Origin of the sequence: Haloarchaeobius amylolyticus, from assembly GCF_042678045.1 — an archaeon.
GTDB lineage: Archaea > Halobacteriota > Halobacteria > Halobacteriales > Natrialbaceae > Natrinema > Natrinema amylolyticus_A.
The window spans coordinates 1-26,623 of the sequence record NZ_JBHUDI010000007.1 but is presented as its reverse complement, the minus strand read 5'-3'; the positions used below and the strand labels follow the sequence as shown (position 1 = coordinate 26,623).

General features: G+C 54.6%; 34 protein-coding genes and 2 pseudogenes. 4 read left to right on the top strand and 32 right to left on the bottom strand.

Features of this window, described 5'->3' with window-relative positions; all coding sequences use genetic code 11:
• Positions 1–50: 50 nt before the first annotated feature.
• The 3 genes and pseudogenes from ACFR99_RS12605 to ACFR99_RS12595 all read right to left on the bottom strand — a co-directional run.
• Entirely contained in the window at positions 51–416 is a 366-nt protein-coding gene (locus tag ACFR99_RS12605; RefSeq protein WP_390287887.1) for a DUF7568 family protein, read from the bottom strand.
• A 6-nt stretch (positions 417–422) separates the two neighbouring features.
• Complete coding sequence (locus ACFR99_RS12600; RefSeq protein WP_390287885.1) at positions 423–923, bottom strand: hypothetical protein; 501 nt, start codon at positions 921–923, stop codon at positions 423–425.
• Positions 924–1,014: 91 nt separating this feature from the next.
• Positions 1,015–1,203 (bottom strand): annotated as a pseudogene (locus ACFR99_RS12595) (PIN domain-containing protein); the annotation flags it as partial.
• Between the two features lie 101 nt (positions 1,204–1,304).
• On the opposite strand from ACFR99_RS12595, the gene ACFR99_RS12590 reads away from it, so the two are divergent.
• A complete protein-coding gene (locus ACFR99_RS12590; protein ID WP_390287883.1) occupies positions 1,305–2,495 on the top strand; it encodes an RNA-guided endonuclease InsQ/TnpB family protein in 1,191 nt (396 codons plus the stop codon).
• A 42-nt stretch (positions 2,496–2,537) separates the two neighbouring features.
• On the opposite strand, the gene ACFR99_RS12585 is transcribed toward ACFR99_RS12590, so the two are convergent.
• The 6 genes from ACFR99_RS12585 to ACFR99_RS12570 form a co-directional block, all read right to left on the bottom strand.
• Positions 2,538–2,852, bottom strand: a complete 315-nt coding sequence (locus ACFR99_RS12585) for a PIN domain-containing protein (RefSeq protein WP_390287881.1) — start codon at positions 2,850–2,852, stop codon at positions 2,538–2,540.
• On the bottom strand, positions 2,849–3,100 hold the full coding sequence (locus tag ACFR99_RS12580; RefSeq protein ID WP_008015331.1) for a hypothetical protein: 252 nt from the start codon (positions 3,098–3,100) through the stop codon (positions 2,849–2,851). Before ACFR99_RS12580 ends, ACFR99_RS12585 begins: the two co-directional genes overlap by 4 nt.
• Before the next feature lie 33 nt (positions 3,101–3,133).
• A complete protein-coding gene (locus ACFR99_RS20375; RefSeq protein WP_465260900.1) occupies positions 3,134–3,307 on the bottom strand; it encodes a DUF8012 family protein in 174 nt (57 codons plus the stop codon).
• Between the two features lie 124 nt (positions 3,308–3,431).
• Positions 3,432–4,316 carry a biosurfactant protein 1 gene (locus ACFR99_RS12575; RefSeq protein WP_390287879.1) on the bottom strand — a complete coding sequence of 295 codons (885 nt, stop codon included), beginning with the start codon at positions 4,314–4,316 and terminating at the stop codon, positions 3,432–3,434.
• A gap of 86 nt (positions 4,317–4,402) precedes the next feature.
• A complete protein-coding gene (locus ACFR99_RS20370; protein ID WP_465260899.1) occupies positions 4,403–4,540 on the bottom strand; it encodes a DUF7563 family protein in 138 nt (45 codons plus the stop codon).
• A gap of 423 nt (positions 4,541–4,963) precedes the next feature.
• The gene (locus ACFR99_RS12570; protein WP_390287877.1) at positions 4,964–5,578 is read right to left on the bottom strand and encodes a hypothetical protein; all 615 of its coding nucleotides are present in this window, start codon (positions 5,576–5,578) and stop codon (positions 4,964–4,966) included.
• Positions 5,579–5,957: 379 nt separating this feature from the next.
• On the opposite strand from ACFR99_RS12570, the gene ACFR99_RS12565 reads away from it, so the two are divergent.
• Positions 5,958–6,119, top strand: coding sequence for a hypothetical protein (locus ACFR99_RS12565; protein ID WP_169319060.1), 162 nt, complete (start codon positions 5,958–5,960; stop codon positions 6,117–6,119).
• A 264-nt stretch (positions 6,120–6,383) separates the two neighbouring features.
• Here ACFR99_RS12565 and ACFR99_RS12560 read toward each other — a convergent pair whose 3' ends face one another.
• Positions 6,384–7,280 (bottom strand): DNA-binding protein, encoded by an 897-nt coding sequence (locus tag ACFR99_RS12560; protein ID WP_390287875.1) that lies wholly within the window; start codon positions 7,278–7,280, stop codon positions 6,384–6,386.
• Between the two features lie 908 nt (positions 7,281–8,188).
• Here ACFR99_RS12560 and ACFR99_RS12555 point away from each other — a divergent pair.
• Entirely contained in the window at positions 8,189–8,596 is a 408-nt protein-coding gene (locus ACFR99_RS12555) for a hypothetical protein (RefSeq protein WP_390287873.1), read from the top strand.
• Positions 8,597–9,122: 526 nt separating this feature from the next.
• Here ACFR99_RS12555 and ACFR99_RS12550 read toward each other — a convergent pair.
• Positions 9,123–9,401, bottom strand: a complete 279-nt coding sequence (locus tag ACFR99_RS12550) for a DUF3006 domain-containing protein (protein WP_390287871.1) — start codon at positions 9,399–9,401, stop codon at positions 9,123–9,125.
• 5 nt (positions 9,402–9,406) lie between these two features.
• On the bottom strand, positions 9,407–10,855 hold the full coding sequence (locus tag ACFR99_RS12545) for a lamin tail domain-containing protein (RefSeq protein WP_390287869.1): 1,449 nt from the start codon (positions 10,853–10,855) through the stop codon (positions 9,407–9,409).
• A 270-nt stretch (positions 10,856–11,125) separates the two neighbouring features.
• Here ACFR99_RS12545 and ACFR99_RS12540 point away from each other — a divergent pair, with 270 nt between their 5' ends.
• Complete coding sequence (locus tag ACFR99_RS12540; RefSeq protein ID WP_390287867.1) at positions 11,126–11,500, top strand: hypothetical protein; 375 nt, start codon at positions 11,126–11,128, stop codon at positions 11,498–11,500.
• A 156-nt stretch (positions 11,501–11,656) separates the two neighbouring features.
• Here ACFR99_RS12540 and ACFR99_RS12535 read toward each other — a convergent pair whose 3' ends face one another.
• From ACFR99_RS12535 to ACFR99_RS12440, 20 genes and pseudogenes are all read right to left on the bottom strand, one after another.
• Positions 11,657–13,540: a transposase gene (locus ACFR99_RS12535; protein WP_390287865.1), complete on the bottom strand. Its 1,884-nt coding sequence runs from the start codon at positions 13,538–13,540 to the stop codon at positions 11,657–11,659.
• 73 nt (positions 13,541–13,613) lie between these two features.
• Positions 13,614–14,795, bottom strand: a complete 1,182-nt coding sequence (locus tag ACFR99_RS12530) for a tryptophan--tRNA ligase (protein ID WP_390287863.1) — start codon at positions 14,793–14,795, stop codon at positions 13,614–13,616.
• A gap of 243 nt (positions 14,796–15,038) precedes the next feature.
• Entirely contained in the window at positions 15,039–15,848 is an 810-nt protein-coding gene (locus ACFR99_RS12525; RefSeq protein ID WP_390287861.1) for a hypothetical protein, read from the bottom strand.
• Between the two features lie 208 nt (positions 15,849–16,056).
• A complete protein-coding gene (locus tag ACFR99_RS12520) occupies positions 16,057–16,329 on the bottom strand; it encodes a PadR family transcriptional regulator (RefSeq protein ID WP_008458077.1) in 273 nt (90 codons plus the stop codon).
• Between the two features lie 189 nt (positions 16,330–16,518).
• Positions 16,519–16,812 carry a PadR family transcriptional regulator gene (locus ACFR99_RS12515; protein ID WP_390287858.1) on the bottom strand — a complete coding sequence of 98 codons (294 nt, stop codon included), beginning with the start codon at positions 16,810–16,812 and terminating at the stop codon, positions 16,519–16,521.
• Positions 16,813–16,957: 145 nt separating this feature from the next.
• On the bottom strand, positions 16,958–17,143 hold the full coding sequence (locus tag ACFR99_RS12510) for a hypothetical protein (RefSeq protein ID WP_465260898.1): 186 nt from the start codon (positions 17,141–17,143) through the stop codon (positions 16,958–16,960).
• Between the two features lie 18 nt (positions 17,144–17,161).
• A complete protein-coding gene (locus ACFR99_RS12505; protein ID WP_390287856.1) occupies positions 17,162–17,560 on the bottom strand; it encodes a type II toxin-antitoxin system death-on-curing family toxin in 399 nt (132 codons plus the stop codon).
• A gap of 169 nt (positions 17,561–17,729) precedes the next feature.
• Complete coding sequence (locus ACFR99_RS12500; protein WP_390287854.1) at positions 17,730–18,059, bottom strand: hypothetical protein; 330 nt, start codon at positions 18,057–18,059, stop codon at positions 17,730–17,732.
• Positions 18,060–18,061: 2 nt separating this feature from the next.
• The gene (locus ACFR99_RS12495; protein WP_390287852.1) at positions 18,062–18,418 is read right to left on the bottom strand and encodes a DUF8105 family protein; all 357 of its coding nucleotides are present in this window, start codon (positions 18,416–18,418) and stop codon (positions 18,062–18,064) included.
• Positions 18,419–18,553: 135 nt separating this feature from the next.
• The gene (locus ACFR99_RS12490; protein WP_390287850.1) at positions 18,554–19,000 is read right to left on the bottom strand and encodes a toxin-antitoxin system TumE family protein; all 447 of its coding nucleotides are present in this window, start codon (positions 18,998–19,000) and stop codon (positions 18,554–18,556) included.
• Positions 18,993–19,559: a DUF7342 family protein gene (locus ACFR99_RS12485; RefSeq protein ID WP_049912077.1), complete on the bottom strand. Its 567-nt coding sequence runs from the start codon at positions 19,557–19,559 to the stop codon at positions 18,993–18,995. Before ACFR99_RS12485 ends, ACFR99_RS12490 begins: the two co-directional genes overlap by 8 nt.
• A 167-nt stretch (positions 19,560–19,726) precedes the next feature.
• Positions 19,727–20,056, bottom strand: a complete 330-nt coding sequence (locus ACFR99_RS12480) for a DUF7558 family protein (protein WP_390287847.1) — start codon at positions 20,054–20,056, stop codon at positions 19,727–19,729.
• Entirely contained in the window at positions 20,056–20,349 is a 294-nt protein-coding gene (locus ACFR99_RS12475) for a hypothetical protein (RefSeq protein WP_390287845.1), read from the bottom strand. The genes ACFR99_RS12480 and ACFR99_RS12475 overlap by 1 nt, the downstream gene beginning before the upstream one ends.
• 142 nt (positions 20,350–20,491) lie before the next feature.
• Complete coding sequence (locus tag ACFR99_RS12470) at positions 20,492–20,935, bottom strand: hypothetical protein (RefSeq protein ID WP_390287843.1); 444 nt, start codon at positions 20,933–20,935, stop codon at positions 20,492–20,494.
• A gap of 5 nt (positions 20,936–20,940) precedes the next feature.
• Positions 20,941–21,495 (bottom strand): DUF7342 family protein, encoded by a 555-nt coding sequence (locus ACFR99_RS12465; protein ID WP_373619992.1) that lies wholly within the window; start codon positions 21,493–21,495, stop codon positions 20,941–20,943.
• Between the two features lie 159 nt (positions 21,496–21,654).
• Positions 21,655–22,119: a hypothetical protein gene (locus ACFR99_RS12460; RefSeq protein WP_390287841.1), complete on the bottom strand. Its 465-nt coding sequence runs from the start codon at positions 22,117–22,119 to the stop codon at positions 21,655–21,657.
• A gap of 556 nt (positions 22,120–22,675) precedes the next feature.
• Entirely contained in the window at positions 22,676–23,335 is a 660-nt protein-coding gene (locus ACFR99_RS12455; protein WP_390287839.1) for a helix-turn-helix domain-containing protein, read from the bottom strand.
• 137 nt (positions 23,336–23,472) lie between these two features.
• Positions 23,473–23,676, bottom strand: coding sequence for a hypothetical protein (locus tag ACFR99_RS12450; RefSeq protein WP_390287837.1), 204 nt, complete (start codon positions 23,674–23,676; stop codon positions 23,473–23,475).
• Between the two features lie 906 nt (positions 23,677–24,582).
• Positions 24,583–25,845 carry a phage NrS-1 polymerase family protein gene (locus ACFR99_RS12445; protein ID WP_390287835.1) on the bottom strand — a complete coding sequence of 421 codons (1,263 nt, stop codon included), beginning with the start codon at positions 25,843–25,845 and terminating at the stop codon, positions 24,583–24,585.
• Positions 25,846–26,201: 356 nt separating this feature from the next.
• Positions 26,202–26,623: pseudogene (locus ACFR99_RS12440) on the bottom strand (hypothetical protein); the annotation flags it as partial.

Sequence of the window (26,623 nt, the reverse complement as noted above, 5' to 3'; positions counted from 1 at the left end):
ACACATGGTTGCTCTGAGCGATTAGCTTGCGCTCTCGCTCTCACCAGCTGTTAGCGTTCTGCGCCATAGACGATTTTTGAGGGGGCTTCATAGCCACAGTTGGGACAGTCAAACCATCGTTTGGCCTTCGCACCATCCGCAGATTTCTGGCCGACGATGACGTCGTCGTTTGGACACTCAGGACAAGCGAGTTCGGGGGCTGGTCGGTCCCGGAGTGCATCCCGAACGCTGGTCGCCTCCTTCGACTCGAAGCCTTGCGACCACACTGGATAGCCGTCGACAAGGATCGCTGCCCGCCACTTGTACGCGTAGGAATCCGGGGCACGATGCAGGACGGCTCGCGCTCCAGTCTCCGTGTTTCGATATGCCAGCGTGGGCGTTCGACTCTCTCGTGTCCAGTTGGTAATTCGGGGCATGATCACTCAGAAATGGACGTCTGCCGGCACGATCCAGCACGTCTCGCGCTCGTCAGTCTCCTCGAGGAGGCGATCGAGATGTCCGCGACGGCGGATGCCTGTCGCGTGTTGATCATACAAGCAGATCGACGGGCCACGGGAAGCACCGACCTGCTGGAAGGCATGCCGAGCGAGACCCTCGTCGCGCATGATCTCATCGTCGCTGCGTTCCTCGAGTGCTTGCTTCACCCGATTCAGATTTCGTTGGAACGTTTCCGTCGTAGTCTCCCAGGCCCGCTTGAGGAGTTCTTCACCTTCGTCGGACGTAACGGGTGCAGCTGTCGGTAGGTCGCCCCACCGTGCTTTTCCAGCCACTGTGGTCTCCTCTTCGTCGAAGGTGACGTAGTAGTCGAACGCTGCGCAGGAATGCGGCTCCGCGCCAACCAGTCGGTCGAACACGGTCTTTCCGGTTGACAGTGCCTCGTCTGCTGTCGATGCCTCTACCAACGGATAAATGATCATATGCATCTGGGATACCTCACTGTGCCGACGCTCTGGTCAGTGTTCGCTTGGTCTTACCCAGTGTGCCGGCACCCATTACCGGCGCATAAAATCAAGATTAGTTTTCAAGCAGCGAAATTCCTTGTTCAACCACTGCATCCGTAATAAATAGGCTTGTTTCTGTTTGTAGTGCCCGCATTAGCTCGGCTGCTTTTGATTTCGTAAGTTGGTCACGATGATACGCGAGAACGATAACACCGATTGAACCATGCACTTCGATACTGAGATCGTTAGCAGCATCTCGTGCTTCAAACTAGGTAGCGAGGCGGATTCCCCGCCCCACCGTGGGCGGGGTTGAAGCCGACACTTGACCAAAATTTTATCAATCAATAGAACTTTATTGACTATATGGCGTCGGACGAGTATCACCGTCGAACGCTCATCACTCGTCTCACCCTCCGCAGTGACGAGGATGAGCAACTGCTTCTCGACACAATCGAGGAGTGGCTCGACGGCTGCAACATCGCAAGTGGCCTCGCGTGGAACGAATGCCACACCAAGTCCGACGTGCGACAACTCGCCAAACAACAAATCAAGCAGAAAACCAAATTGGGCGACCAGCACGCCACACTCACCTGCCACGAGGTAGCTGGAGCGATTAAATCCTGCATCGAACGTCGCAAAACCGGGAAGAAAGCCTCGCAACCACAGTTTACGAGCCGGTCGATGACGTTCGACCGACGTACTCTCACCGTCTTCCCCGAACAGGAGAAAATCACACTCACCACGCTCGGAGACCACAGTCGCGTCCACGCCACCCTGTGTCTCCCCGAAGACGAGAGTGGATACCAGTACGAATACCTCGATAGCGACGAGTGGGAATACACAGAATCCACGCTCCACTATCGAGACGGTGACTGGTACATCCATCTCGGCTACCGGACGCCGAAAGACGACGAACCCGAGGCAGCGACCGAGAACGGAACGGTTCTCGGTGTTGACCTCGGCGTCAACCGAATTGCTGTGACGAGTACAGCCCGCTTCTTCGACGCAGGTGAACTCAACCACTACCGACGCGAATGTGAGAAAACACGAGGCACCCTCCAGCAGTCCGGGACACAATCCGCCCACCGAACCATCGAGTCTCTGTCCGGTCGGGAAGAACGATACGTGAAGCACGTACTTCACACGGTGGCAAACGGTATTATAGAAGAAGCACTCGAACACGACTGTGTTGGCATCGTATTCGAGGAGTTGGACGGGATTCGTGAGGACTTGCCGGAAGCGGCGTGGCATTCCGAGTGGGCGTTCCGCAAACTGAAAGACTTCGTGGAGTACAAAGCCGAGTTCGAGGGTTTGTTCGTTGATACGACGAGTCCTCGGAACACATCGAAGCGGTGCAACGAGTGCGGGTTCACGCACGATGATAACCGGCACGCTGGTCAGTTCGAGTGCCAGTCGTGTGGGAAGTCGAATCACGCGGATTACAACGCGGCGAAGAACGTTGCGGAATTGTATCTCCGGCGGGGCCATCAGCCGTCCGGTCGGAGGAGCGTCAGTCAATACGCTCTGAAGTCAGGAGCGAGAACACCGAGTTAGCCAGATACACTGGCTCCCCCGCTCTCGGGGTAGAGGCTGAGTTCACTGACAAGCCCCACGCCACTGTGCGCGGGGCAGTTGACGATCATCAGTCAACAGAACAGCTGAGCGGTCGGACGCAACTGCGAGAGCGGCAGTTTCACCGGGATCGAGGTTCAGATTCACTGTGAGTTCAGTCGGATCAGCCTCGACGAGTTCGTACTCGAGATTGCTGAGTGCAGGTGGAACTGTACCTGCCTTGAGTTCCTCGTACACGGTCTGAGGGATGAGCAATCCATCGACTGCTGACAGCACGTCAACCGCACCGATTTCGTCGAGATGAATGAGTGGGCCTGTATCAGCGACCGCGACGATCACGCACTCAGACCCCACTGAACATCGTCTTCAACTACCTGGAGTTCGCGCTCTGCACGCTTGACGCGATCTCGCCCAACGAGGTCAATTGCCGTTTCCCGATCGATTTCGTCGTTGACATACCGCGAGAGAACCAGATCGATCCAGAGATCTTCGACACCGCGTTCCAGAGCCTGTTCAAGGATCTCCGACTCGGCGACATCTCGTGCTTCTGCGATCTCTTGGACACGTTCGGTGAGATCGGTGGCCATGTCTACACAATCGGCTCGGGATGACTTAAACGTCTATGGAGAGCCTGGGATGATGGGGGAGCGAGTGAGAAGGCTCACTTCCTCCAAGAGCGCCGTTGCTGACTCGATTCGTTCTCTGTCTGCGTCAGTCAGTTGATCGCCCTCGAGATGGTTGAGTTGACTGAGTGCACGATGCAGTCTGTATCCTGGTGTGTTTCGTGGGTCCATTGAATGCGCCTCAGCCGATCGCGGCGCAGACAAACATGACACGATAGCACGGGCGACCGTTCTGTTAACCAACAGCCACGCTGCACCATCGCCGTCTGTTGGTTAAGACATGACGCGGAGCAAGTCATTCTGGGCTCGGTCCATAGCGCGGCGTCCCGCAGACCTGGCACTCCCAGATTGCGTGGCCGGTCCAGGTTTCGTCGGGAACCGATTCATGACCGCTGAATCGATGATCGGTTGTGCGTCCGCACTGGTGGCACTCGAGGCGTTGTTTGGTCGGAATGCAACTGTCCTGATGCTCAGGTTCACGCTCGTCAGCTGTCTGCTGGAGAGCAATTGCGGGGACTAACCACGCATCATCGCCGGCGTTGTCGAGCAACGTCGCAAGCCGCTGCTCGTCGCGAATGCCAGTTCCACCTTCGTCGTAGAGATACGTTGTGGGTTCGTGGTCACTATCCACCGCTGATTGGTCAGTCCACGCTGTTCGATCATGGGCCGCTGCGAAAAGCTGCTCACCGTCAGTGGATGAGATCCGTACTGCATCGGGTAGTACAGGCCACCGATCGGTCAATTGGGCTGCAGGCTCGTCCTCGAGATCGTAGATGATCGTGCAGTCGTCGACAGCCTGTTCGGTCGCATTCGAGGCAAGGAGCGTCGCAGCAGCCGCGCCTTTCGCGACGGCGCCGTAGAACGTCGACGACTCAACAAGCATGTGGACGACGCCGAGGAGTGTCCACTCTGTTGCTGGTGCGTCTGTTTCAGAAGAGGAGTCCTCGAGATGATTGGTGAGACAGAACAGACATTTGGTCTGATCAGCTGTGATCGGTGCGCCACAGGATCGGCACTCGGTATCCGCTTCCGTTGGAGTGTCTGGATATCCAGCCGTCGCCGTCGCAACTCGCTGTCGATTAGGCTCACCCTCAGTACACTCGCTGAGTGTCTCATCTGGGATATGCGACGCTTCGCCGGTCGGACGAAGCTCCTCAAAGTCAGAATCTCGGTCAGTCATTGGCTGAGTAGTGGATCGTGTTGTCTCACGTCTCGATGTAGGTTCCAGTTCGGTAGAGAAGATCTGGAGATGAGATCACTGAGACGCTATTGCTGGCGGAGTCCTGCTTCTCGAGCTTCACGGTTGCTGGCACAATGGAGACACGCTGGCAGATCACCATCAACGGCGAAAACCCGGAAATAGTTCTCGGTGACATGAGAGCCACAGCCATCACATTCTGGCATTATCCAAATCTATATTATTACTCCAGTAAATATCTTGTTCCAATGCTTGTGTAGTTTTTCTCAATGGCATTCTATCTAAGTGGGATTGACTCTTTTCTGGGCCTGGTATTGTTGCGGTTCGAGAAGGAGTCCACAGTCTTCACAACGAGTTTCGACTGCGTTGGTGGTCATCCGTCCGTTGCAGTTGGGACACGGACTGGCGCTCGAGTTGGGCTGGACGTCTTCGTCGAATGTTGTCTCGTAAACCTCTCTGAAAGCCATGGTGTTCACGAGGGGCAATGAGCAACTCCGACTGCCCCTCACCTCACTCGTGGGGCAGAGAAATCTATCGCGAAGTAGACCGTAGCATGGTTTCTTTATTCAGGACTCCTTGCGGAACTCGCGGTAGACGCGCTCCGAAAGCGGTGACCGGACTAAATCAGTTCAGGGCGACTCATATGTGACGGTGCCATTCGAGTAATGGGTTGGTCGTTCCTCATATAACGCGACACAGCCCGCCTCCGGACCGCTGCTTGAGTAACCACAGGTGTGGAACTCACCGTCAACGTACCGTTCCGTCCGCATCGCGTCCGCAGCGTCAGGATAGGGTGCGTCGTACTCGACACGATAGACGATCTTGCCTGGGCACTCATTAGACTCGATCGTCGTATTGTGCGTTTCCAGATCCACCCGATACGCGGCGACCGTCGCATCCGGAGGAGACGTTCGACGAATCTGTGCGGACACCTCGGTATCCTTCGAGGTGTTATTGATCGTACTGACCCAGCTCCCATCAGAACTCGACATTGCCCGGGATCGCACATCGTCGTGACAACCCGCGTCAAGAACTTCGACTGATTCGATCTCAGGATCGGGCGGTGACTCCTCCAAAGCCGGTACTCCACCGGCGAAGAGTGCGCCGATGCCGATGCCCACGGCGAGCGCGCCCACCAAGAGCAAGCGAGTATCGATAGTCTCGAACCAGCGAAAGCGCCCCATTCCCGTGAGTTTACTCCCGTCAGAGGCAGGCGTGTCTTCGTTTGGGCCGAGTTCGTTCATCGTGCATCCATTCAACAAATAAAACAGAAGAACTAGCCATATGTTTTGTGGAATAACGACGTGATCGAATTCCAGCACCTGTTGGGACTTCACAGTCAATATCCGCCACGAGAGCGCTCGACGAACAAGGAGTGTGTGCCGCTGCCCCCTGGAGAAAATTAATATCACTAACAAATAATGTCTGGTGTGATTTACACACGTAGCTACCGGTCAGTACAGGTGACACAGTTTCCATTGTATCAGTGAACGAAGCCAGCAGTCTGATTGCGAACATTGTATCCGAGAATTGTTTGGTTATTGTGTCGAATTCATCGTTTTTGACAAGAGATGCTGGACGGCTGTCCCCTTTGTTGAATACACTTGATGTAGACGATAGCGTATGGAAGACGAACCTAAAACACACATCGACAATCCGGAACAACTCTGCGAGACAATAGCTGAAATTGTAGATGTGCTTGAAGAGAGCGAGACGATTGGAGAAGAGCAAGCATCTAAATTACGATCCAAGATCTACCGCTCGATAGACACTACTAAAGAATAGGTCGAATAAATTGCTCACTTCAATACTGACACGTACAGCCAGACATCTGTCCTCCATATAGGGTACCGCTCAGTTCGCATCTGTAGTTACCGAATTGCTCGACTCAGTTTCAGGCATACTTCTGAATGAAGAAGTCGTGGGACGGATTCATGCGGTGGCGAAAGCCCGGCAGCGCAACGGCCCCCGGCCGTGAGCAGCCCGGACCGTGGAGGTGGTGGGAGGTGGCGGTGACTGCGTACACCAGCAAAAAAGGGGTTGCTTCGGCTATTCCCACCAGCGGCCGCGCTCCGGGAAGTGGATCATCGACCACCCGGTCACGGCCAGTGAGACACGGCCCTCGTGCCAGTTCCGGGCAGCCTTGTGAATGCGCACCTGTTCGCCTTCCTCGATCCACGGCGCGTCTGATGACTTCCAGATCGTCACGCGTGTCTGTCCACTGTCGTCTGCGATGAGCCCGACCTGTGCGATGCTTGGATGGGAGGGATCCCACAGGGTTTCGACACGCCCTTCGATGCTCACCTCCTTCCGAGAGACCTCCTCGAGTTTTCCAATGGGGATGACGTGTCCGGGTGCCGTCTGCAGCTCCTCGAACACGTTGACGACCGCACTCGTCAGGTCTTGGCCACCGACGACGGCTTCACTCAATCGCCGGCTGATCGCTGCTCGAGACCAGCCATCCAACTGCTTTGCGAGTCGCATCGACTGCTTGTTCACGGCCGCCAGCTGCTCTCGAGAGAGTTCTGTACGGGGATCTGCCCGCTCTGGGTCTGCCATTGGGTCCACGCTTGCCGCCCGTTTCTGGAATTCCACACGCCGCGCTTTGCTCTGGTTCGCAGCGATCGTTCGCGTTCGTTTCTCACGACCTTCTTGTGTTCCTATCTCGGCCTGGGCACTGATTCGCTCGAGTTCATCCTCTCGTGCTCGAATGCGCTCTTCCTGCTCGAGGGTCGCGCCGTGAATCCGGTCGTCGCTCGTATCGACGATCCCGTCTGGGTGGTTCGCATCCACCTTTGCTTGGACCTCTTGCTCGACTGTTGCCTCGAATTCCGGCGTCTCGTCGACGACCGGGAAACCGTCTTCATCGACCGCCTGCTCATCCGCCTGTTTGAGTGCCTGTTCATCGACCGTAACGACCTTGCTACTCGAGTTGTTACTAGACATTGGAGTCCTAATCTCCGAAGGCGCTCACGCGCCTGCCACCGCGATTCTGCAACATCGCGGTTTTCCGACGACACCGACCAACTAGATCCATCTGCGCGCTCGCGCTCGCGCCTTCGCGAGCGCCCATCTGGGCGCGAGCGAGAGCGCGCCTGAATGCGGTGTCCCAACCAGCACCGCGCGGCGTCCTGCCGAGCGAAGCGAGGCAGGACTCGAGGCGCGAACGGTGTGAGCGCCTCGGCGACCCGCCCGAAGCGAGCGGCCAGCTTTAAGCCGTTTCTCGTGTCCGGCCCGGACTGCGGGTCCGTGTCCAGCGCGACTGTCGTCGAGAACGCGCGCCGCGGTGTGGCGCGCGACAGCGCAGGCGGCACCAAGCGCTGGAACGCGAAAGCCCGCGAGGGGCGCAACCGAAAACGCGCTTAATGCTGGCGCCGAGACCAGATTCACTTTAGCCCGGAACGGTGAGCGACGCTAGGAGCGAACCGCAGCCCGGAATGGTCGGTCGCGAGCGACGCGGAGGGCGGCACGCGGCGAGCGGGGCGGGCCGAATACCAAGAGCGAGCAACCAACGCTATCGCCTCCCGATCAATCCACGTGGGTGGGATCAAAAGGGGCTGGCGCGCTCGAGGAACCCCGCCGACGAAAGCACCGGAACTTGTGAGGAGCGCAGCGAGGTCTTCGCGAGTGAAACGAGCGACGGGCAGCGAGACGCGTGCGTCTCGCCAGGCGCGGGACTCGAGCGTGCCAGGGGCTTTCACCCTATTATCGAAAGTGGTGATTGCAAGCCGCTCACCCAGATCTACTCCATCACAGATGTTTCAGTGACCCATCCGCACACCACAGTTGCGAACTCCCCTTGGTGAATAAACATCAAGAAAATTTATGTAGTCTGGTATCAATTTATTCAATAAATGGGTAGTGCAGTAGAATTTACATTAATAGCTACGATGGTTATCCAATTTTTGCTTGCTGGAATTGTATATGTAGATATGCGCCAATTCAATCTTGACGAATTTCAACGGTATGATCTAGCTATTCTTGTTCCTCTCGGTGGTTTCTTAGTTCTCCTATATTATACATTGAAAAGAGACAAGTTTTCGAAAAGTAAACAGGATTCATTTTCATATATTCGTATTACTAAATCGAAATTAACATCTATTAGAACGAAATTGTTTGCCCTTGCTTTCATGACTGGAGTTCCTTTTAAGATGGCTGGGTCTCAAACGCCCGGCTCAACATCTCAACTTGCCCTTCTCACGATCAGTGGGATCAGTACACTCTTTCTTTTTAGAGTGTTACGACAGTATCAATCTGAATAGTATTGTAACAGTAGACAGTAGCACGGTTTCTTTATTTAGAGGTGCCTCTGAAACTGGAGCGGTCGGTTCGATAACTACGTGTGCGTATTGACTGAAAGCTCTCTCCTCGATCAGGTCTGCGAGTGAGTCCGCTTCGAAACGATAAAATATACCAGTCCAGAGGGCGCTGCGAGTAGGCCAATAGTAAACCAGACTCCCTCATCGGACAAAATTGAGAATAGCGGACGAGACGGCTGCATTATTGCTATCCACATGAGACTGCCACTGACAAACATCAGTAGAAAAACACTGTGCCAAGAAAAGGCCGTTTCCGCAGATACTCGTTCACTCTATTGGTCATGTTTGTAGTTCTGCGTATGCCACCTACATAGTAATCGTTACGCCGTATTGATCGCTAACTCTTCGTGCTGTACTGAGCGTTTGACAATCCACGATTCTCCTCTTATCAGACGGAACTTTGAAACAGAACCAAGTGTCCACTACAGACTTTTCCTCGAGAGTCACCTTCATAACCGCCAGCGTCGACTCACTCCTCGCGATCAGACAACTTCTCCGACAACCGATCCAGTTTCTCCTGCGCAGACTCACGGCGGTCGCGAGTGGCGTCCGGTCGATACTCCATCGACGTGATTTCACCATCCTCAAGCATCACCGAAAGCACGCCACCGTCTGTTTGAGCGGGCTCTGGAAGTCGACCCACAGGGACATCGACTTGCTCGATCACCTGCTCATTCTCCTCGAGCAAGATGACAGCAATCTCACCGTCCTCAATTCGATCGACGACGCCAGTGTAAGTCCCATCCATCTTTCTCACCCCATAGCAGGAGCGACAGCTCCATCAATTCCACTGGCGACCAGCGGAGGTGATATCAGGGAATTCGTCTCGTCGTCGGAATCAGGTGTCTCTGCAAGGATATCCTCGGCGTTCGTCGAGAACGACTCTCTCGTCTCTACGTCGACCGACGTGCCGTCAGTGCGAACCACAATATCACCGTGGACTCCCGTCCAGTACGTTTCGATCTCTCGGTCGGCAAACCGTTCGAGGACCTCATCGCTTGGGTGCCCGTACTGTGAGTCGTAGGCACTCGAGATGATAGCCGTCTCCGGATCGATGACGTCTACGAAGGCGTCACTCGAGGAGGTCGATGACCCGTGATGGCCAGCCTTGTAGACATCGCTCTCGAGATCGTTTTCCCACTCGTCGACCAAGCGCTGCTCAACGCCAGTATCGACATCACCGGGTGCCAAATACTGGAAGTCACCAAACTCGAGCGCCAGTACCACACTGTTATCGTTAACATCACTCCCAGCGTCCCCAGCAGGCGGGTTCATCACCTGGGCAGAGACATCGCCCTCAAGCGCTAGCTCATCGTCGCTTTCGACGATGAGCAGCTCGACGTCGTACTCGTCGACGGTATCGAGGTAGTTCCCATAGGTCGCAGAATCCGATGGGACACCCGAATCGTATGCGGTTCCAATACCCTCACCAGTCGTCTCGAAGTGCTCGATCACAGCAGCGTGACCACCGATGTGGTCGGCATCAGCGTGTGTCGCGACGAGATGGTCGATCCGATCGATCCCCTGGGCCTCGAGATAGGCGATGACCTCACTGCCGTCCTCTCGCCAGTCGCCAGTATCGATCAGGATCGTCTCATTGGCTGGCGTGACGATGAGAGTCGAATCGCCTTGCCCGACGTCGATGTGGTGAATCTCGAGTTCTCCCTCGACAGTGCTCCCGTTGAGTCCATTGCTCTCGTCACCAGTGCCGCCATCTACATCGCCATCTGACTCAGACCCATCGAGATCGATATCGCCGTAGGCGTGCTCGAGTACGACCTGGCCATTGGCGTCGACGAGCCGAACCACGTCGCCATCGCCTCGCCAGATATTCACGTTGTATCCCCAGTACAGTTCGTTGTCCGTTGGATCGCCTTCACCGGTCGTTATCTTCACCGTCTCCCCAGACTCCAGGACGAACTCACTTGGAAACGAAAACGGAGAGAGGCCGCCATCGACCTGCCCACCCTCTCGGTCTCGGAGTTCAAACCCGGACAAATCAACGGGCTCATCAGCGGTATTCTCGAGGACTATGTACTCCTCGCCGGGCGACACCTCCTTGACGTTCATGTCAACAACCTCGAGAGCATTCCCAACGGTCTGAGAGTCGTCAATCGCATTCTCGGGGTCCCCGGTGTCGCTCGCACATCCCGCAAGAACGACGAGGAGCGCCACGGAAACCACGAGGATCGCTCGGTTCATATACGGATCATCTCAAGAGACGCGTTTGAGTGTTCCGTCCAGTGGGAGAGCTTGTCGACACCACAGATCAACAACCGCTAGGATTGGCTACTAATCGGTCACGAGCGACTCTAGATACGGTACACTCTACGCATGATCGTTGCCACCGGTGGCGGTTGCTATCGCATCCGGAATCGTCGTAGCCAGTTCTTCGATCTCGCGGTATCGTAGCCGAGTTCGCTCGAGTTCGACAGCCCATTCGTTCGCCGAACCGTCGTTAATCGCGTTGAGGTGTCGGTCGAGGCGATGTTCCTGCTGGTCAAATCGCTCTACAAGTGTTGCGCACAGATGGCGAACGAGTGGATCGTCTCCGCCTGTACGGAGACGGTTGTCGAGCGCGGCGGAGGCACGATCTTTGGCGTCGCGAACGTCTGCACCCGTCGTGTCAAACTCAGGGCTGGAAGCGGTAGGCTGGTGAGTGGCTGGTATATCCTCGAACTCCGAGAGGATCAGTGCATAAGCATGGTGTTCCACTTTTTGACGCACTGCGAGTGCGAGCAACTCCTTCTCGTACGCATCGTCGGGTCTGCCGTCGATCCCGGCATACTGCTGGAACGAAATCTCGTATGCATTAGAAGGCAGGCATGTGACCAAATAATCGGTTGAACCGAGGTTCTCTGCGGCATACCCATTCCGTACTAAAACATCGTGAGAAGGCACTAAGGGCGATGATTCAGAAACAGATACCAATCAGCCGAAAATAAGGAACGCAGGACAGTGCTGCCGCTCAGTGGTCAGCGGACACCTGACCGCCCGACGACGTTAGTCCGGCGGGTCGAGACCGTAGTATTTCTTCGCCACCGTCAAGAACTGGTTCGCGTCTACACGCGGCGCGTACGTCGCATTCTCGCCTTCGATGGCGAGTTTCACCAATAAGTCCACAAGCCGCCAGACGTTGTACAGTACGCACGCGAATACGAAGTTGAAGAACCGATACGTGTGGCGCTTGCTCGTCGTGCGGACACGGAACGTCTTGATTTGCTTGTAGCCGTTCTCGATGCCCCAACGATGGCGGTAGCGACGAACCATCCGTTCGACCATGTGGATGCGCTCTACCTCGCTATCATCCTCTTTCAGCGTCACGCTGGGATGGTTGGTCTCGAACAGCGCGTACGCCTGTGAATCCTCCTCGCACCCCACGGTCGGCTCGTTCGCCTCCTCCTCTCGAAGTTCCTCCGTAAGGGCGCTGAATCCGTGCGAGGCATCCTCCTCATCCAGTTCGATACCGAGGTCAGCGAGGTTTTCAAGCATCTCCTCACGGATGTCTGACCCCTCCTCATTCTCGTCTTCCTCCTCGTCTTCGGCCTCAAAGCCGTCTTCAGCACTGGACAGGAGGTACATCCGTTTGCGAGTCGGGCCGCTTGAGACAGATTCTTCCTCGATGTGAATCGTCTTCCCAGAACGACAGAGCCGCGTACACGTCGCCTTCTCTGACTCGTACTTCCGTGCACCGTTCAGGTAGCAGACCTCGTGCTTGTCACAGGCGTCTTTCACGCCTTCGCTATCGAACTCTCTGTCCATCATCACGAGTTCGATGTCATCCACGAGGTCAAGTGCGTTCTCCAGCAGGCTGTCCACGATGTCGGCTCGCTTCATCCCGCGCTTGACTGGAATCGCGTCCAGCACGAGCGGAATGTCGTAGCCAACAATCTGGATGGTGGCCCACTGATAGTACACTTCGCCGTCTTTGTAGCCGAGAATCCAGTCCTCCGTAATGTTGTTGTCCCCGTCGCGCTCGATTTTGCCCGTCCACGGGTTGCCTTTCGTGATGTCGATGGCGGCCCAGAGTTTGCCGACAAGTTCGGCGTTGTGCCGAGCGTGGGCGATGAGCATCCGGGTGGTCTCGTGGAGCATCGAGCGCGTCTCCTCGACAGTGAGTTTCCCTATCTGGTAGCGGTGGTTCGACGCACTCGGGGTGCGGTCGCGCTGGGAGTCGATATAGAAGGAGTGATGGCCGCTCTGAGCGTACATGTTCTCGCGCATCCCCATGTAGGCGTGCTGTTCCCAGAACGCGTTCTCGTGGATTACGCTGTTGTCAGCCCGCTTCAGGTAGAATGTGTCCATAACGAACGGTTTGGCCTGTTGCCAGACCTCCTTGGTCTTCTCCGCGACGAGTCGCTGTTCGCTCCGCTTCGAGGAGATGTCTCGTTCCTCGGGCCGAAACACGGGGTCGGGGGCGGGAATGCCTTGTTCGCGGGCGAAGTCAAGGGCTTCCTCGGTGGCCGTCCGCACAAATTCGCGCTGTACGTCGGTGAACTCCTTGTTCCACATCTCCCAGAGCCGCGACTGACTCGGCGCTCCGCTCGTGTCGCGGTTGTGCGCGACGGGAAAGCCAAGGTCACGGCAGATGTTGGGGAATGAGTGGAGGAAGTAGCGGAGGAACCCTTCGCGGCAGTCCCACGCGAGCCGGAGCATATGAGCCTTCACCCACGCGTAAAACGACGTAGTATTCCGATGCCAGTCCGCACGGGCATCACCGTAGGTTTCGTCGCGGAAGAAGGCATTTCGTAGGACTTCGACGAAATCGGGCTTCTCGTTGTACTGGGTGAGGAAGTGGATACTCCCGTTGTAGGTCTCGCCGCTGACGGTGAACGTGAAGTACCTGTCGTGGTCGAACGGTGATTCAGTAGGTTGAGCAACCGACACTACTGGGTAGCACGAGAAACGGATTATATATAATCTTGGAAATTTTAGAGGTGGAAGGCTCCTGTGAGTGTGCCTATTGCTGAACTAGAGAATTGTCGGGGTATCCTGCCCGTCGCCGCGCATCTTGCCGCTCGCTCTCTGTCAGGCGGTACTGTTCCAACTCTTCTTCGAGCGGGCCGAGTGCCCTACGACGTTCTTGATGTGCTTCGAGGAAGTTCGCAATATTCTCTGCCGCCATCTCTTTGAGTTCACCACTCAGGAGCGACCCTTGTTGATACTCGCGTGCAAGCCGTTCCACCTGCTCATCACTTTCTTCAAAGAAGTAGTACAAGAACTGATACGAGACATCTACCTCGGGATTCCCTCCCTGTTCTCGATGTTCTTTGAGACTAGTCTGTCCACCAGAGTAAGCGTGAGTACGGATTTTGTCGAAGACCGTCTCTCGGTCATCTGAAAGGAGGATGCTCGGTGCGTCGTCGGACGAACTCATCTTCCCCGGCCCTTCGAGGCTCGGGAGGAACTTTGAGAGCAAGGCACCGGGCTTGGCCACGTCATACCGTTGCTTGGCCGCGATGTCACGGCAGACTCGAACGTGGGGGTCTTGGTCAACCGCAATCGGGACGAGCGTCGGATGGCGACCCTCCACAAGTTGTGGTAAGAGGAGGTGTGTGGCTTGGACAGCAGGGTAGAACGAGAGACCGATATTCTCGGGTTCTCCATATGTTGCGTCCACGGTCGATTGCGTCACTTCCTTGGCAAACGCAGTTGCTAAAGGATACACCACGTCAGCGTCAGCCGTGTCTACGATGATTCGGGTTCGCTCGGGGTCGAACCCAACCGCGAGAAGGTCAAGGAGGTTCTCGCGGGTGTAGTCGCTAATCTCACCCAGCGATTTGTCTTTAAGGAAGTACTTCTCGTCGTCTGAGAAGGGGATGTAGACGAGAGTTCCTGTCTGGTCTTGCAGATACTTAGCGAAGTAGAACGGGAAGATGTGACCGATGTGCATCGGCCCTGAAGGGCCTCGTCCCGTCACGATAGAGTGTGGTTTACCTTCGTTGGCGGCATCAAGGAATGGGTCTACATCTCGCTCTGCATAGAACACGTCACGGCGCACGAGCGGATGGCCGGGGTCAGGAAACTTCGCCTTCTGTTCGGCAGTGAGGGCATCAGCCCCGAACTTGTCGAGGAGTCGGTCGTAGTCGATGTTACCTTCGACGGCGTATGGCGTTACGGTGAAGTCGTCTTCTGCTGGCATATGTGCTTGATGGTTGTAGTCACTTTGGAGGCGATGCGATTGAGAAAGCGAGTGAGCATCGCGGTTGAATCCGCCGGGTTAAGCCCGTCAGATTCTAGGCCACGATACTGTCCACTTCCCGAGACGCGTGCCAACGCCAGCAATTGGCGTGGGAAGTGGACACCATACTAACAGCAACGAGATTGCTCCCCTTATACATTCTGTTCCTTATTCATCTTGCAATCAACAAAGCAATCCAACCGATTATTCTTGACGTGCCTGTCTTCTGTATGCATAGGAGTCCATCTCGTCCTCGTCCGCACCGTCCTCGATATCAAAATCGACCCGTTCGGTAACCGTGTCCGTTCGCTCGTTGAGCCGTTCGTACGCGTTGTCGAGTTCCTGTTCAAGTGAGTTCGCAGTCGTGTTCTCTCGTGCGGTTTCTTCGAGTGAGTCGCGCAACCGGACAGCATCAGCGAGACGTGCGCGTGCACTGGCTGCCTGGCCGGCCGAATACTGTGGTTCGACGATGTCGGTGTTCCCTTCACCGTGCACGTGGTGCTCGCCCGTCCGGATGGAGCCGCGGACGTTGTCCAGCCATTCGTCCAGTTCCCCATACGCGATAACGGCCCACGAGAGATCGGGTGCAACGTACAGTAGATCCTCAATGACGGACTCGTACTCATCGCGCAATGCCCCGAGAGTAGCGACGATGTCGTCTCGCTCACGGTTGCCGCGCTGGAGATCCGCCAGAGCGACTGCCTGCTCTGCGCCACCCAATGCACTTCGGAGATCACCGAGAACGTCGAGCCGTTCCGCCGCCGAGAGCTCCCCAAACGATCCGCGTTGTTCTTCGATATCCTCGAGTGTTGCTTTCGCCCTTTCGAACTGTTTTCTAGAGTTCGCTATAATTTCCCGGTCGTCGGCCTCGATCTCCTCGTCTGGCCACCGCTCTCGAGCGGCGTCCACGCGCTCGGTAAGTTCGTCGAGGGCATCAGTGAGATGACCTTCTGTTGGACGGAGATATGTGGGGGATGGAACGGTGGGATAGTCAATCTCTTGTGCGTCGTGCAACGCGTCGCGGTCGGACCACCGTCGCAGACGGCGGCGCTGAGAATATCCTCCGAGTCCAACTACGGCCATTCCACCTCCGAACCAAACAAGAACGTTCCGCCGATTCATTATAAAATACAGCAGGTTGGTGGATGATAATTGCTAGGAATGCGAGTAGTTACGAGGTTCGAGAGATCAAAACAAGGATCCAGATCGTTTCCGATCTCAATTAGTCGATGTACTGTAATACCCACTCACGGCGGTCCTCGATTGCTTGCTCTCCCTCGTCTGTAATCGCGTAGTAGTTTGTGCGCCTATCGAGCTGTCCTTTTTCCACAAGGTCCTTATTCACAACCGTATCGAGATTCGGGTACAGCCGACCATGATTGATCTCTGAACTGTAGTACTGCTCGATCTCGTCTTTGACATCCTGTCCAGATGGCTGGTCAGCACCCGCGATCACGTACAGCAGGTCGCGTTGGAATCCTGTGAGGTCGTCCATGGCCCAGCCATTCAGGCGAGATGATATTTGTTATTCCACACGTACGTAGATGTAAGCGAATCCAACTAGTCAGTTCTTTATATCACTAACTGACTCTCTTTCCATTCACGATACCCTGAAATTGTGGTCGTGATGGAACGACACTCGAGGGATTCGGCTCAGTATGCACGATCAACCGTTGTAACCGTCTTACTCCGAACTCGAGAGTAGGTCACCAACGTACTGGTCTTCCCACTCACGCCGGGCCTTGAGTTCGCGTTGCCCACGCGCTGTAATCGTGTAGGAGTTCGTTCGTTTGTCGACCTCGCCTTTCTCGACGAGTCCTTTGTCGACGACGTCATCGAGATTGGGATACAGTCGTCCGTGGTGGATCTCGTTCTCGTAGTACTCCTCGAGTTCGTCTTTGATCGCGAGACCATGTGGCTCGTCCTGGCCGGCGATCACGTACAAGATGTCACGCTGGAATTTAGTGAGATCGTACATATTCCCATTTCGACTTATAGGTTGAAAAACCACTCGACAAAAGTTACACAAACATATCTGGTATGTGGCTTTTGCTAAATCGAAATTCAGCTAGTTGCGGGTCTCGAACGACACCGTACACACAGATCTCTGGGAGAAAAACCGCTCACTCGTCTTCGAGTGCTGCGTAAATCTCCGCGTGGCGGCGTCCGTCAAGCTTCCCCATCTCGAGGGCGATTTCGTGGCGTTCCTCATCACTCTCGGCCGACTGATATCGCTCGTATAGTCGGCGGGCTTCTTCGTCGACCGTCGCCGAGGAATCGGTGCTGGACGCCATCTCTATATTGAACATACTCGTTGTGTCCCTTTATCAGTTGCGACGAGCACACGCTCGGAAGTAAATTACTGCGGTATCGGTGTCGACAGCGGCTTCATCGGTCGCAAAGCGGTGCAATAAGGCACGAACTTCGTCGCCGTATTCGAATGTGTATCCATTCAGCATGTAGAAGACGACGACCGTTCGGAGTGCAGTTCGCTTGTTCCCGTCGACGAACGGATGATCTGCAACAAGCAGCCTCATTAGGTGGATTGCTTTCTCATGGATCGTCTGTGGGACCTCCCCGAAAAATCCCTCCGAAACGTACTGCAACGCAGATGCAACTGCATCTTCTGATCGAACCCCTGATTCCGTGTTGTCGCTTTCCTCGACAATCTGCTCGTGAAGGTCAAGGACTAAGTCAACAGAGGGATACGCGACATCGTCAGTCACAGTCTTGGTTTTCTCATGCCACCGGATAACTATTTCCGATAAGCTATCGGTTATCTGCCTATGTATCGATTCGCTCGAAACAAACGCCTATGAAATATCGCTAGCCTTGGCGATTCATCGATTTGATACCGAAGCGTAGCGGCGGTCACGGGCTTTCACGAGACTCGTCTCAGTCGCCTTGCTGCGCGTTCAGCTCCTCAAGGAACCAGCCAGCCGTCGTCCCAATACGAATGCCGTCGATATTGCGCATCTCGAGGTCAGTCGTGGCGGTACGGAACGGATAATGTTCGACGAGGACGCGACGGATAACCGTACGAACGGGTTCTGTCCCGTATCTGTCCACGGCGGTCGCCATCGCCGCGTCGAAATGCGCGTCCTGGTGATCCTCTCGAGGGTTCTGTGCACGCTCGAACACGAGTTCAACTACCTCGTCGACCGATGCGTGATCGGGGTTTCCGGTTCGTTCACGAACGTCGTACAGGGCGTCGCCATCGGACATCGCTATTCACCTGTGGTGTCTCTGTCTGTCTCCGTGGTCGTTGGCTCAAGCCGACGCTGCCGGCGGACCTCGGCAAGAACATCTTTGAGCGTTGCCAAACTGTCGATGGTCGAGAGTTCGTCGGTGATCTCGTTGAGGAGCACGGCTCGCTTGACAACATGGGCCTCTCCCTCGGTTATCTCGATCGAGTCAATGGATACCGACCGTTCTTCATTCCATCCACACGCCCAGCAATTTCGGGTAACGGTGATTTGCTCGTTTTCGTCGGCAGCAAGCAGTGCGTCCGCCACTGATGCTGAGAGCGGCTGGTTCGGCCCTACTTCTATCGTGACGGGGCCGCCACACGCAGGACACTCCATACCGATACCGAGTACCGCTGTCGTTTTCAAAATATAGGCTCTGGCTTTATGAGAATCCTGTTTAAGCCCCTAATCGGTGAACGAATGCGCTGGGGTTGAAGGGGACCGTCTTTCAACAGGTATCCCGCTTATCTCTCACTCCCAAAACGCTTCGATTCGATCGTCTAAGTCGCCGAGTACGTCCGAGAGTATATCTCGCCAGTCTTCCTCATACTCCACATCATCCCCTGGTGTCGCTGCATCTGGCGGTGGATGAAAATGTGAGCGAGTATTGTGATCGTTTGGATGGCGGTCCCACCGACACTCCCAGTGGTCTCCAGTGGCGTATTGTTCAGAGTAGTGGATATTGAAATCGTCTGTCTCGTACCAGCGAACCTGAAGATACGCACGCTCGATAGCAGTTGGAAAGTACCCCATGTCGTATTCTGCGACGACTGAACTTGGTGCGTACTCCGGCTGAAAGACGGTCTCTGCAAAGCGATTACTTCGTTCAAGATGCTGCCCAATTTGTTCGAGAATGTCGGTATCGATGCCACCGACCTCTGGGACAGTATCGTCGTCAGCTGGCCGGCGTTCAGGCATCGACTTTGGCACCGCCACTCGAGGAATGGCCGTTCTGACGCGCTGTATCTAAGAGCTCTGCACGTTGTTTGAGCGTTTTCCACTCACTCAGTGCTTCCCACACTTCTTCGACCGACGCTTCCTCGGTGCGATCCATGAGGGACACGTCTTCCGGGCTATCGGCATCGAACTGGGCACGATACTCCTCGATTCGTTTCATCGTCTCTTTGAGCTCTTTGACGATCTCTGCCTCAGAATATTCGTCTCGGATTTGCTCAACTCTGCGCCACTGGAGATACGATTCGTTGCGTTCGTATCTCACAGGTCGTCCCGAGATCTCACGCGTCATTCCCATCGAGGTGAACCATTCAAGGTAGTCCCTTGCAGTCTCAGTATCGCAGTCTGCTTGCTCTGCAATTCTGGACACTTTTGTTGGAGTCCGTAACTGTAAAATAACACTGAGCAATCGTTCTCGTGTTGGACCTCCTTTCAAGACCTCTTCAGGAGAGTCCCATTCGGTAAAATCAGGTGGACTCTCAGTTGAATCACGAATGTCGTCGGGAGTATCAGTCAAGTCCATCAGTGTTCACCTACATCCAACTAACGATATGATCGGCCATATATCTACCGCACGCTGAATTATTTCTGCTTCGTTCAGCGAGTTACGTCGCTCTCTGTTCAGAACCATCGACGTATTTTCTTGCTCAACAGGAATCTCCAGCATGTTCTCACATTCGCATCCAGTACTTACGCAGTCTTCACGATGTGCTCCTCGAGATCACGCGTCCAGTAGGTGGCTGGCCCACCCGGACTACACCGCGCACACAGCTGTAGCGTGCCCTCAAGACGGCCGAGTTCAACTCGGAACCGCGTGAGGGCTGCAAGCGCGTCGACGACGAGCCCACAGCCATCGCAGGTGCAGTGATCGCGCTCGTCAGGGGCCGGCTCCGCCTGGATAGCGCAGTCGACACAGATGGGGTGAGAGACTCGCTCGTCTTTTCCCCAGGTATGTGCCTCTCCGGCCTCGGTGCCGGGCAGGGCGTCGCAGAAGGCACAGCCAGCGAGCGTCTGCTGCATCACTCGCCCCCCACCTCGTCGGCATTACGGGCCGCCGTCCAGCCTTGATGGAAGACAGCAAGCTGAGTGCTCGAGTCAAAGGCGGTCCCACTTGGCTCGTGGACGAACACCCGCTTGCCAGGGACCGGCGTCACCACACTGTTATCGATGAGCTCCGTAACGAGCTTTCGGGCGGCTGTGTCGCCAATATCTGCTGTCAGGACGCGAGTTGCATCCTGATCACGGGCAACGAGTCTGGCTTCGAACCGGCTGTAATCGTCTGTAGTGTTGTCAATCGGGTTTGGATCAGTCATTGGAAATTCCATGACGGCTCACTGTTGAGCGCGCCTCGTGCCTCATGGCGCCAAAAATTCACTGCTGGAAGTACGGTCAGAGGGACCGTATCAGAAGGAGAATACAGAGATCAAGCAACCGTTCAATTAGGAGTAACCGGGTTCACTCTGGAATCGTCTCCTCGAGTTTTGGAGGAAGTCGCTGAAGACAGGTTTCCAGAAAGCTTAGCGGCGCTTCTGCTTCTAGATGCCCCGGTTCGTGAGTTAATTCCTCATCAGTTTCGATCTGGAAATGGGTTGTCCCAAGTTCTTCATGATCATCGTCTTTGTGCCACCCCAAGCTGACTGCGTCATCAGCCCACTGAACACGCTGAACATCAATGTCGGCACGTGGCCGCCATGTGACCTCGAAGGTGGCCTGTTGCCGTGGGAATTCTTCGCCTAAGAATATCTCAGCCTCGATGTCAGCAACGACAGATCGTGGACGGAGTCGAGATGGTCGATACCGAACATCGGAAAACCCCGGTTCTTTTTCCAGTCGTTCTTTGAGGCGACGGAGTCCTTCGCGCCGAGTGAATCCTCGGCCACCAGCAAGAAAGAGTACCATCTTCCCTAACCCTCTTGGGGAAGCGTGTCTGAACCACGATTTGCGAGACGCGGGTCTGCATCGAGTCGCGTTAGCGAACTCTGAAGGCTGATCGCAAGCTGAAGTGCTTCACGCACCTGAATGTTGTATTCCCATTCTTCGATCACTTCGAGGCGCTCGCGTCGATCGTCAGCCGACAGATCCTCACGTCCAATGCTCTGTCGAAGTTTTTCGAGAGATTCAACATTGTACGTTGACTTCCACGAGTCGATTTCCTCACCAATCGCACGCAGTTCATTAGTGAGTTCGTCTACTGACTGCTCTTCAGCAAGGGACCGAACTTCACGGAGGAATTGCGTAATCTCATCGGGCTTGTAGCATGTGCCGTCAGCTGTTTCAATGGCCTCGAGCTCTCCTTGATCAGCCATTCGATCAAGATATTTAACAGCCGTATCTCTCGAGACATCCGCCTCTTCGGCGATCCAGCCAGCATTTCGTGGTGTCGTTCGCGTTAAGGCGACATGCCTGACACGGTCTGCACTATCCATCTCTTCTGGCCACACCTGTGATCGGTCGCTCATTACTCGCTTTATGATCCCTGTGAACTAATAGTTTAGTGTCGGTCAGAATTATTTTGTACCCTGATGCTGGGAGCGCGGTCGAGTGGAAAGTACTAGGTGATGCGTACTGGAATCAGTAATCGATATTCAACAGCGCGCTCGCGTACTGACGACTGCTGATTACTTTTCGCCGGGCCGTCGGTCCGTTCGAAGTTGCCACGTCGGCTTCACCCTGAACGTATCTGGTTCCTCAACAGGATAGGAATGACTCTGATTCGTCGCCAGTGACGCGGGCCGTGCGAGGCGATTGATCAGTTCATCACGGACGTCCTGCCGAGAAATCGTCTGCTCTTGCCAGCCGAGCCGTTCGTCATAATGGCGCTTCTCGAATCTCTCGCCAACCGTATCGGCAGCGATGTACTGCGTCAGTTTAACTCCCCAAATGTTCGATGATCGATACTCGGCACCGACATCTGCATGCGTGAGTTCGACGAGAACACACTCGACGAATGAGATGAGTGACTCTCGATTTCGGTCGTTCGGAACGCGTAACTCGAGGCCAGACCAGGGTGTCTCGAAGGGCTGTCGGTGAGTTGGTGTTCGATCAATACCACAGTCTCGTGGGTGCTGTCGCTCAGTAGTCATTCGCTACCTCGGGGCAGTTCGACCGCCCCGCACCTATCTCGAGGATGACAAACACGCCATCACAGTCGCGACGGTACCGGTAGCTCGTTGCTCCGTTTCTTTATTCTGAACGACTCAAATCGCAGTCAGTACAGGGGAAGGAAGTAACGATACGGATTGTACAAACCGATTCCGTACAAAGAACTACTGACGGAACACAACAAATGAAATGAATCCAGAGGGTAAACCTGACTGTTTTACGTGGAGAAAACAAAATCAGCTACTCAGCGTCCCCTATATGCTGAATACGCAATAATGGTCATTTGGTCTTCTCCTCTCGGAAGGTGTGAGTACTTGTATCTTTGATAACACGGAATTGCGTTGATCCACATTGACAGCCAGTACTCCCAATCGGTTGGATTGTTCCGTCACTCCATTTTCGAGCTGCATAGACGGACCCGCAGATGAGACATTCAGCAATTGTTCGCTCAATCTCCCCGTCGGGCATAGTGTATCTACTGTGAACGGCCAGCAACGTGAGCGTGACTTCATACTATACAAAACCCTTTTTGAGAGCCTATCGGTCCGTCTGTTCAATATCGGGAAGCGTACTTCCGAGAATGTGCTTGATTCCGCGCCGGAGACGAGACGCGACGGCCTGCTGGGAGATGCCGAGTTCGTTGCCGATCTCTTCCATCGTCACTTCGCGCGGGGATTCGAAGTACCCGCGCTGGTAGGCGAGTACCAGTGCCTCTTGCTGGGTATCGGTGAGTGCCTCCTCAGTGGCCGTCTCGACTGGCGTGAGTGCATGGATCTCTGTGAGCGTGATCGGGATCTCCCGGTCTCGACAACGTTGCTGAAAGGTCGCGAGATCGCTTCGAGCGTCGCTACGTACCTCGAATGTCCATTGCTGGTTCGTGCCACTCGCTTTGATGAGTGGGATATCGGTCTCTACTAGTGTACTGAGCACACCGGAATACTCGAGCGCCCACTCGACACGTAACAGGTATTCGTCTGCGACCGAATCGACGAGGCGAATGTCGGCCACGCCGGGATGGCCGGTAAACGCGTCCTCAATATCGTCGGCCACAGTTCCTCGCACCCAGAAGTACGGTATTACAATGTCCTGTGCCGGGATTATCCGTTCCAGTTCGACGGTCACGTCCGGTAACTGTTTGAAGACCGTTCCCAAAGGGAACTGATCGGACGGAACTGTAAAGGTGGCTTCAGTAGCCATCAGACGAATTGTCACGTTCTAGCGGTAAATAGCCACCATAGAGGACTGGAACTGGGATCGAATTACTTCGAGAAGCCACGTTTGATGGCGCTTGTACCGAAGACAGCCGAATAAGGTACCAAATACCGTATCTGCTCTTAGTCAATCTCATACTCTGGTCGCTTCTCATCAAACAGTGGGCCTTTCGTTACGAGGTGTTCGTCTCTCTCCCACCTCACCAACCCCTGTTCTTCTAATTCTTCGAGGGAGATATGGCGCAGCTGGAGACAAAGCTTCGCCACATCTTCATTGGCAGAGAGTGGATCATTACGAAGCGCATCTTTTGAGGTATGTTCGATCATTAGTCACCAACGTAGCGTCCCGAACACGGATTTATCCCCGAGGTATTCACAGAAGCCTGTTGTTTTGATTAACTGAGAGACAGTCTGTGATACACTCAATACGCATACCTACTTATCGGCCAATTCACCATAGACGTGGTGTAGTTAACACCGTGGGAAGACTTCTATGATCTCTTCATCAACGTTATAAATCCTATATTCAGTTCACGACTTAACTGATCGGCTGTGAAGAAACGAATACTCTAACCGCATCATGAAGTGTTAATTACATTATATTGCCTATGTATGGCTATTAGATACCGAACTACTTCCGCATGTGTGTGGATTCGTATGAGGTGATCTTCGAGAGTTCGATCAAGAGCTAGCGTTTCACCGCAAATTGGACATTCAACTGGAGGCTGATAGGGCATTTCAATAATTTTGTTCTTTAGTGGGTAAAATTGTTACAGCCTGCATTGGCTTGCGTTTAGTACAGGCAAGGGCGTTAGAGGGTCGCCGTATAGCCGCAGCTAGAGCAGGTGAGACGGTCATCGATGACAGCAACCCACCCTTCATCGCAGTGCATGCATGGCTGTATCTCTCTGCCTTGAGTCAGACCCTGTGGTGTAACGTGCGTGCGCAACTCTTCGAGCAGTACCTCCTGTCTTTCGACCTGCTGTTTGAGTTTGCGGATTTGAACGCGGTCTGAAGGCATAGAACACACCAATGACAAGCAACTACTTGAAGGCCTACATCCAAGGGATAGATTATCAGTATGTATGATAATCGAGGTTGCTATATTGTTATTTTCCGCTAGAACTATCTTTTCGGATGTATACTTCAATAGAACTACTGTTCCTTACGAAGACTTGCTTACCGAGTCAAGTGCCTTGCTCTGAATCGAAGAAATGATCCTCCTGACGATTGTTACTTGGAGCTATCGCCGAATAATCGTCCCCACAGAGAGGCTGTTTCTGAAGCGGTGTCACAGTCGGACGTCGTCTCGGCTATTTCTTCTCGAGTCTGCTCGATCTCTCGGTTACGCTCTGCAAGTTCGGTTTTGAGATCCTCAATCGTTGCCTCGAGGCGATCGATACGCTCATTTTTCTGTTCGAGCGTGGTCTCTAATTCGTCGACACGGTCGGTCAACAGTCGATTCTTCTCAACCAGATACGCACGATTCGGAGTCCGATCCGATTTGTCACGGGTGGCAGCGGTCGACGACTCGCTCGTTCTGGGAACAGATTCGGTTGCCGTCTCTCGAGTATCGGGATCGTAGAACTCGGAGATACTCGCAATCGCTCGTTCGATGGTCTTCTCGCCGTACGTAGAGCCGTCTGCGTAGTGGACTTCGTCCCACTTGTCTCGAAGCAGCCCCGATTGGCGGAAGAGCCGATCCATCTGCTGTTGATCCCCACCAGTCCAGAACGCCAGCAAACAACACAGCGCCATGTCTGCTTCTGACTGACTCTCATAACCAGCAGTCGAACCACGCCACAACCGCTCGAACTTCTCGCCGTTCGATGCGTTCCGCGCTCGCTCGAGCAGCTCCTGGTCCTCGAGATCAACGTCAGTATGGGCTGCACTACCCGTTGTTTCCGTCTCGTCGCTAGTGCGACGGTCCCCAGATTCGTGCTCTGGATCCGGGTCAGAGTCTTGGACGTACTCACGATGGATCGCGACCAGCGCATCCTGCCGACGTGCAACGCGAGGTGGCGTGTCCTCGAGGCGGTCGCCAGTCACGGTGAAAAACCGAGCGGTGTCGTACAGTTCGATACTGCCACGGCGGTTCCGTCTATCTGGGAGCTCTCCCTTGATGAGCACATGAAACCCAGTGCCCGATGGAGAGATCTCAGTATAGGAATCGAGTCGCTCGATGATGTCCAGTGCTGTGTCGTCAACGTCGCCGCTTTCGGGATTCCGACAGTCATCCAGATCCACGCCGACGATGGGATCGTCATCGGTAAAGACGAAGCCGATGCCATCGGCGTTCCCTGTGTCAGCGTACTCGAGCGCTGTCTCGAACAACGCCCATGTTTTGGGATCCGTCGATGACGCGAACGCACCACTCCCTGGCGTCACTGGTATCTTCGTCGGCTTCCCATCTCGAGGTTCTTCTTTCCAGCAGACCCACTGGTCGCGCTCACGTAGTTCCTCGGGGAGTACCGAGACAGCGTTCTCAGACATCATCGATCGACCTCGTAATATGCGTCCAGTTGGACATCGTGCATCCACTATCACGATGCTGACAAACACACCGAAAACCAGTGGGCTGTTCGCTACCCTGTCCAACGGGGGATACCCCTTCTATACTAGTTGGTTTTGACCCTCGATTTGCCATGAACATCGCTTCTGTCCTGCGGTTTTGCCCTGAACATTTTTCAGATTCTTGACCTGAACAATTAATTTGACCTGAACAAACAGTGGTGTAAACCGGAGATTGGCGTTTAAATGGCCTGATGAGCGGAGATCGGAATACTAGTGCTAGTGCAGAGATATCCGGTGTTTTATTCTCTTGAAATACAGACATAGTTATGATATAAATCTCATTCAAGGAGCTTTGATCCATCGCTGGTCAGGTCGATTCCAGTGTAGACTGTTACCAGATTATCGCCGTCTCTGATACGGTCATCTTCATACTCAACGACGTTCGCAAGCTTCCGACCGAACCAGCTCGCATTTGTCCCATCAATGTCCTGCTGATCAGTCCATCTCGAGTACGCCTGAAACAATTCCTCCTTCGGTATCTGCACACCATCTGCTTCTCTGATGTACATCGCTGCGAACGCCTCGATGCCATCACTCTCTGGTTCGATCTGTACAGATTGCTCTTCTGAGGTGCATGATTCTGCCGGCTGAGACGGCTCCACAGCCTTGGAGTGTTCAGCAGAAGAAGCATCTGGCCATAGCTCCTCGTTATCTGGCGATTCAGACAGCTCGTACGTGTCGCCCTGCTGGAAGAGCAGGG

Excerpts from the sequence above, each read along its gene's own strand:
- ACFR99_RS12485 (WP_049912077.1), bottom strand. The coding sequence starts at position 19,559 with ATGGACTTGACTGATACTCCCGACGACATTCGTGATTCAACTGAGAGT.
- ACFR99_RS12520 (WP_008458077.1), bottom strand. The coding sequence starts at position 16,329 with ATGGACGACCTCACAGGATTCCAACGCGACCTGCTGTACGTGATCGCG.
- ACFR99_RS12590 (WP_390287883.1), top strand. The coding sequence starts at position 1,305 with ATGGCGTCGGACGAGTATCACCGTCGAACGCTCATCACTCGTCTCACC.
- ACFR99_RS12465 (WP_373619992.1), bottom strand. The coding sequence starts at position 21,495 with ATGAGCGACCGATCACAGGTGTGGCCAGAAGAGATGGATAGTGCAGAC.
- ACFR99_RS12455 (WP_390287839.1), bottom strand. The coding sequence starts at position 23,335 with ATGGCTACTGAAGCCACCTTTACAGTTCCGTCCGATCAGTTCCCTTTG.
- ACFR99_RS12445 (WP_390287835.1), bottom strand. The coding sequence starts at position 25,845 with ATGATGTCTGAGAACGCTGTCTCGGTACTCCCCGAGGAACTACGTGAG.
- ACFR99_RS20375 (WP_465260900.1), bottom strand. The coding sequence starts at position 3,307 with ATGGACCCACGAAACACACCAGGATACAGACTGCATCGTGCACTCAGT.
- ACFR99_RS12500 (WP_390287854.1), bottom strand. The coding sequence starts at position 18,059 with ATGTCCGATGGCGACGCCCTGTACGACGTTCGTGAACGAACCGGAAAC.
- ACFR99_RS12530 (WP_390287863.1), bottom strand. The coding sequence starts at position 14,795 with ATGCCAGCAGAAGACGACTTCACCGTAACGCCATACGCCGTCGAAGGT.
- ACFR99_RS20370 (WP_465260899.1), bottom strand. The coding sequence starts at position 4,540 with ATGCCAGAATGTGATGGCTGTGGCTCTCATGTCACCGAGAACTATTTC.
- ACFR99_RS12570 (WP_390287877.1), bottom strand. The coding sequence starts at position 5,578 with ATGAACGAACTCGGCCCAAACGAAGACACGCCTGCCTCTGACGGGAGT.
- ACFR99_RS12555 (WP_390287873.1), top strand. The coding sequence starts at position 8,189 with ATGGGTAGTGCAGTAGAATTTACATTAATAGCTACGATGGTTATCCAA.
- ACFR99_RS12495 (WP_390287852.1), bottom strand. The coding sequence starts at position 18,418 with ATGGAGTGTCCTGCGTGTGGCGGCCCCGTCACGATAGAAGTAGGGCCG.
- ACFR99_RS12575 (WP_390287879.1), bottom strand. The coding sequence starts at position 4,316 with ATGACTGACCGAGATTCTGACTTTGAGGAGCTTCGTCCGACCGGCGAA.
- ACFR99_RS12450 (WP_390287837.1), bottom strand. The coding sequence starts at position 23,676 with ATGATCGAACATACCTCAAAAGATGCGCTTCGTAATGATCCACTCTCT.
- ACFR99_RS12475 (WP_390287845.1), bottom strand. The coding sequence starts at position 20,349 with ATGACTGATCCAAACCCGATTGACAACACTACAGACGATTACAGCCGG.
- ACFR99_RS12515 (WP_390287858.1), bottom strand. The coding sequence starts at position 16,812 with ATGTACGATCTCACTAAATTCCAGCGTGACATCTTGTACGTGATCGCC.
- ACFR99_RS12470 (WP_390287843.1), bottom strand. The coding sequence starts at position 20,935 with ATGGTACTCTTTCTTGCTGGTGGCCGAGGATTCACTCGGCGCGAAGGA.
- ACFR99_RS12550 (WP_390287871.1), bottom strand. The coding sequence starts at position 9,401 with ATGGATGGGACTTACACTGGCGTCGTCGATCGAATTGAGGACGGTGAG.
- ACFR99_RS12560 (WP_390287875.1), bottom strand. The coding sequence starts at position 7,280 with ATGTCTAGTAACAACTCGAGTAGCAAGGTCGTTACGGTCGATGAACAG.
- ACFR99_RS12565 (WP_169319060.1), top strand. The coding sequence starts at position 5,958 with ATGGAAGACGAACCTAAAACACACATCGACAATCCGGAACAACTCTGC.
- ACFR99_RS12580 (WP_008015331.1), bottom strand. The coding sequence starts at position 3,100 with ATGGCCACCGATCTCACCGAACGTGTCCAAGAGATCGCAGAAGCACGA.
- ACFR99_RS12605 (WP_390287887.1), bottom strand. The coding sequence starts at position 416 with ATGCCCCGAATTACCAACTGGACACGAGAGAGTCGAACGCCCACGCTG.
- ACFR99_RS12490 (WP_390287850.1), bottom strand. The coding sequence starts at position 19,000 with ATGCCTGAACGCCGGCCAGCTGACGACGATACTGTCCCAGAGGTCGGT.
- ACFR99_RS12545 (WP_390287869.1), bottom strand. The coding sequence starts at position 10,855 with ATGAACCGAGCGATCCTCGTGGTTTCCGTGGCGCTCCTCGTCGTTCTT.
- ACFR99_RS12600 (WP_390287885.1), bottom strand. The coding sequence starts at position 923 with ATGCATATGATCATTTATCCGTTGGTAGAGGCATCGACAGCAGACGAG.
- ACFR99_RS12460 (WP_390287841.1), bottom strand. The coding sequence starts at position 22,119 with ATGACTACTGAGCGACAGCACCCACGAGACTGTGGTATTGATCGAACA.
- ACFR99_RS12480 (WP_390287847.1), bottom strand. The coding sequence starts at position 20,056 with ATGCAGCAGACGCTCGCTGGCTGTGCCTTCTGCGACGCCCTGCCCGGC.
- ACFR99_RS12510 (WP_465260898.1), bottom strand. The coding sequence starts at position 17,143 with ATGTTCAATATAGAGATGGCGTCCAGCACCGATTCCTCGGCGACGGTC.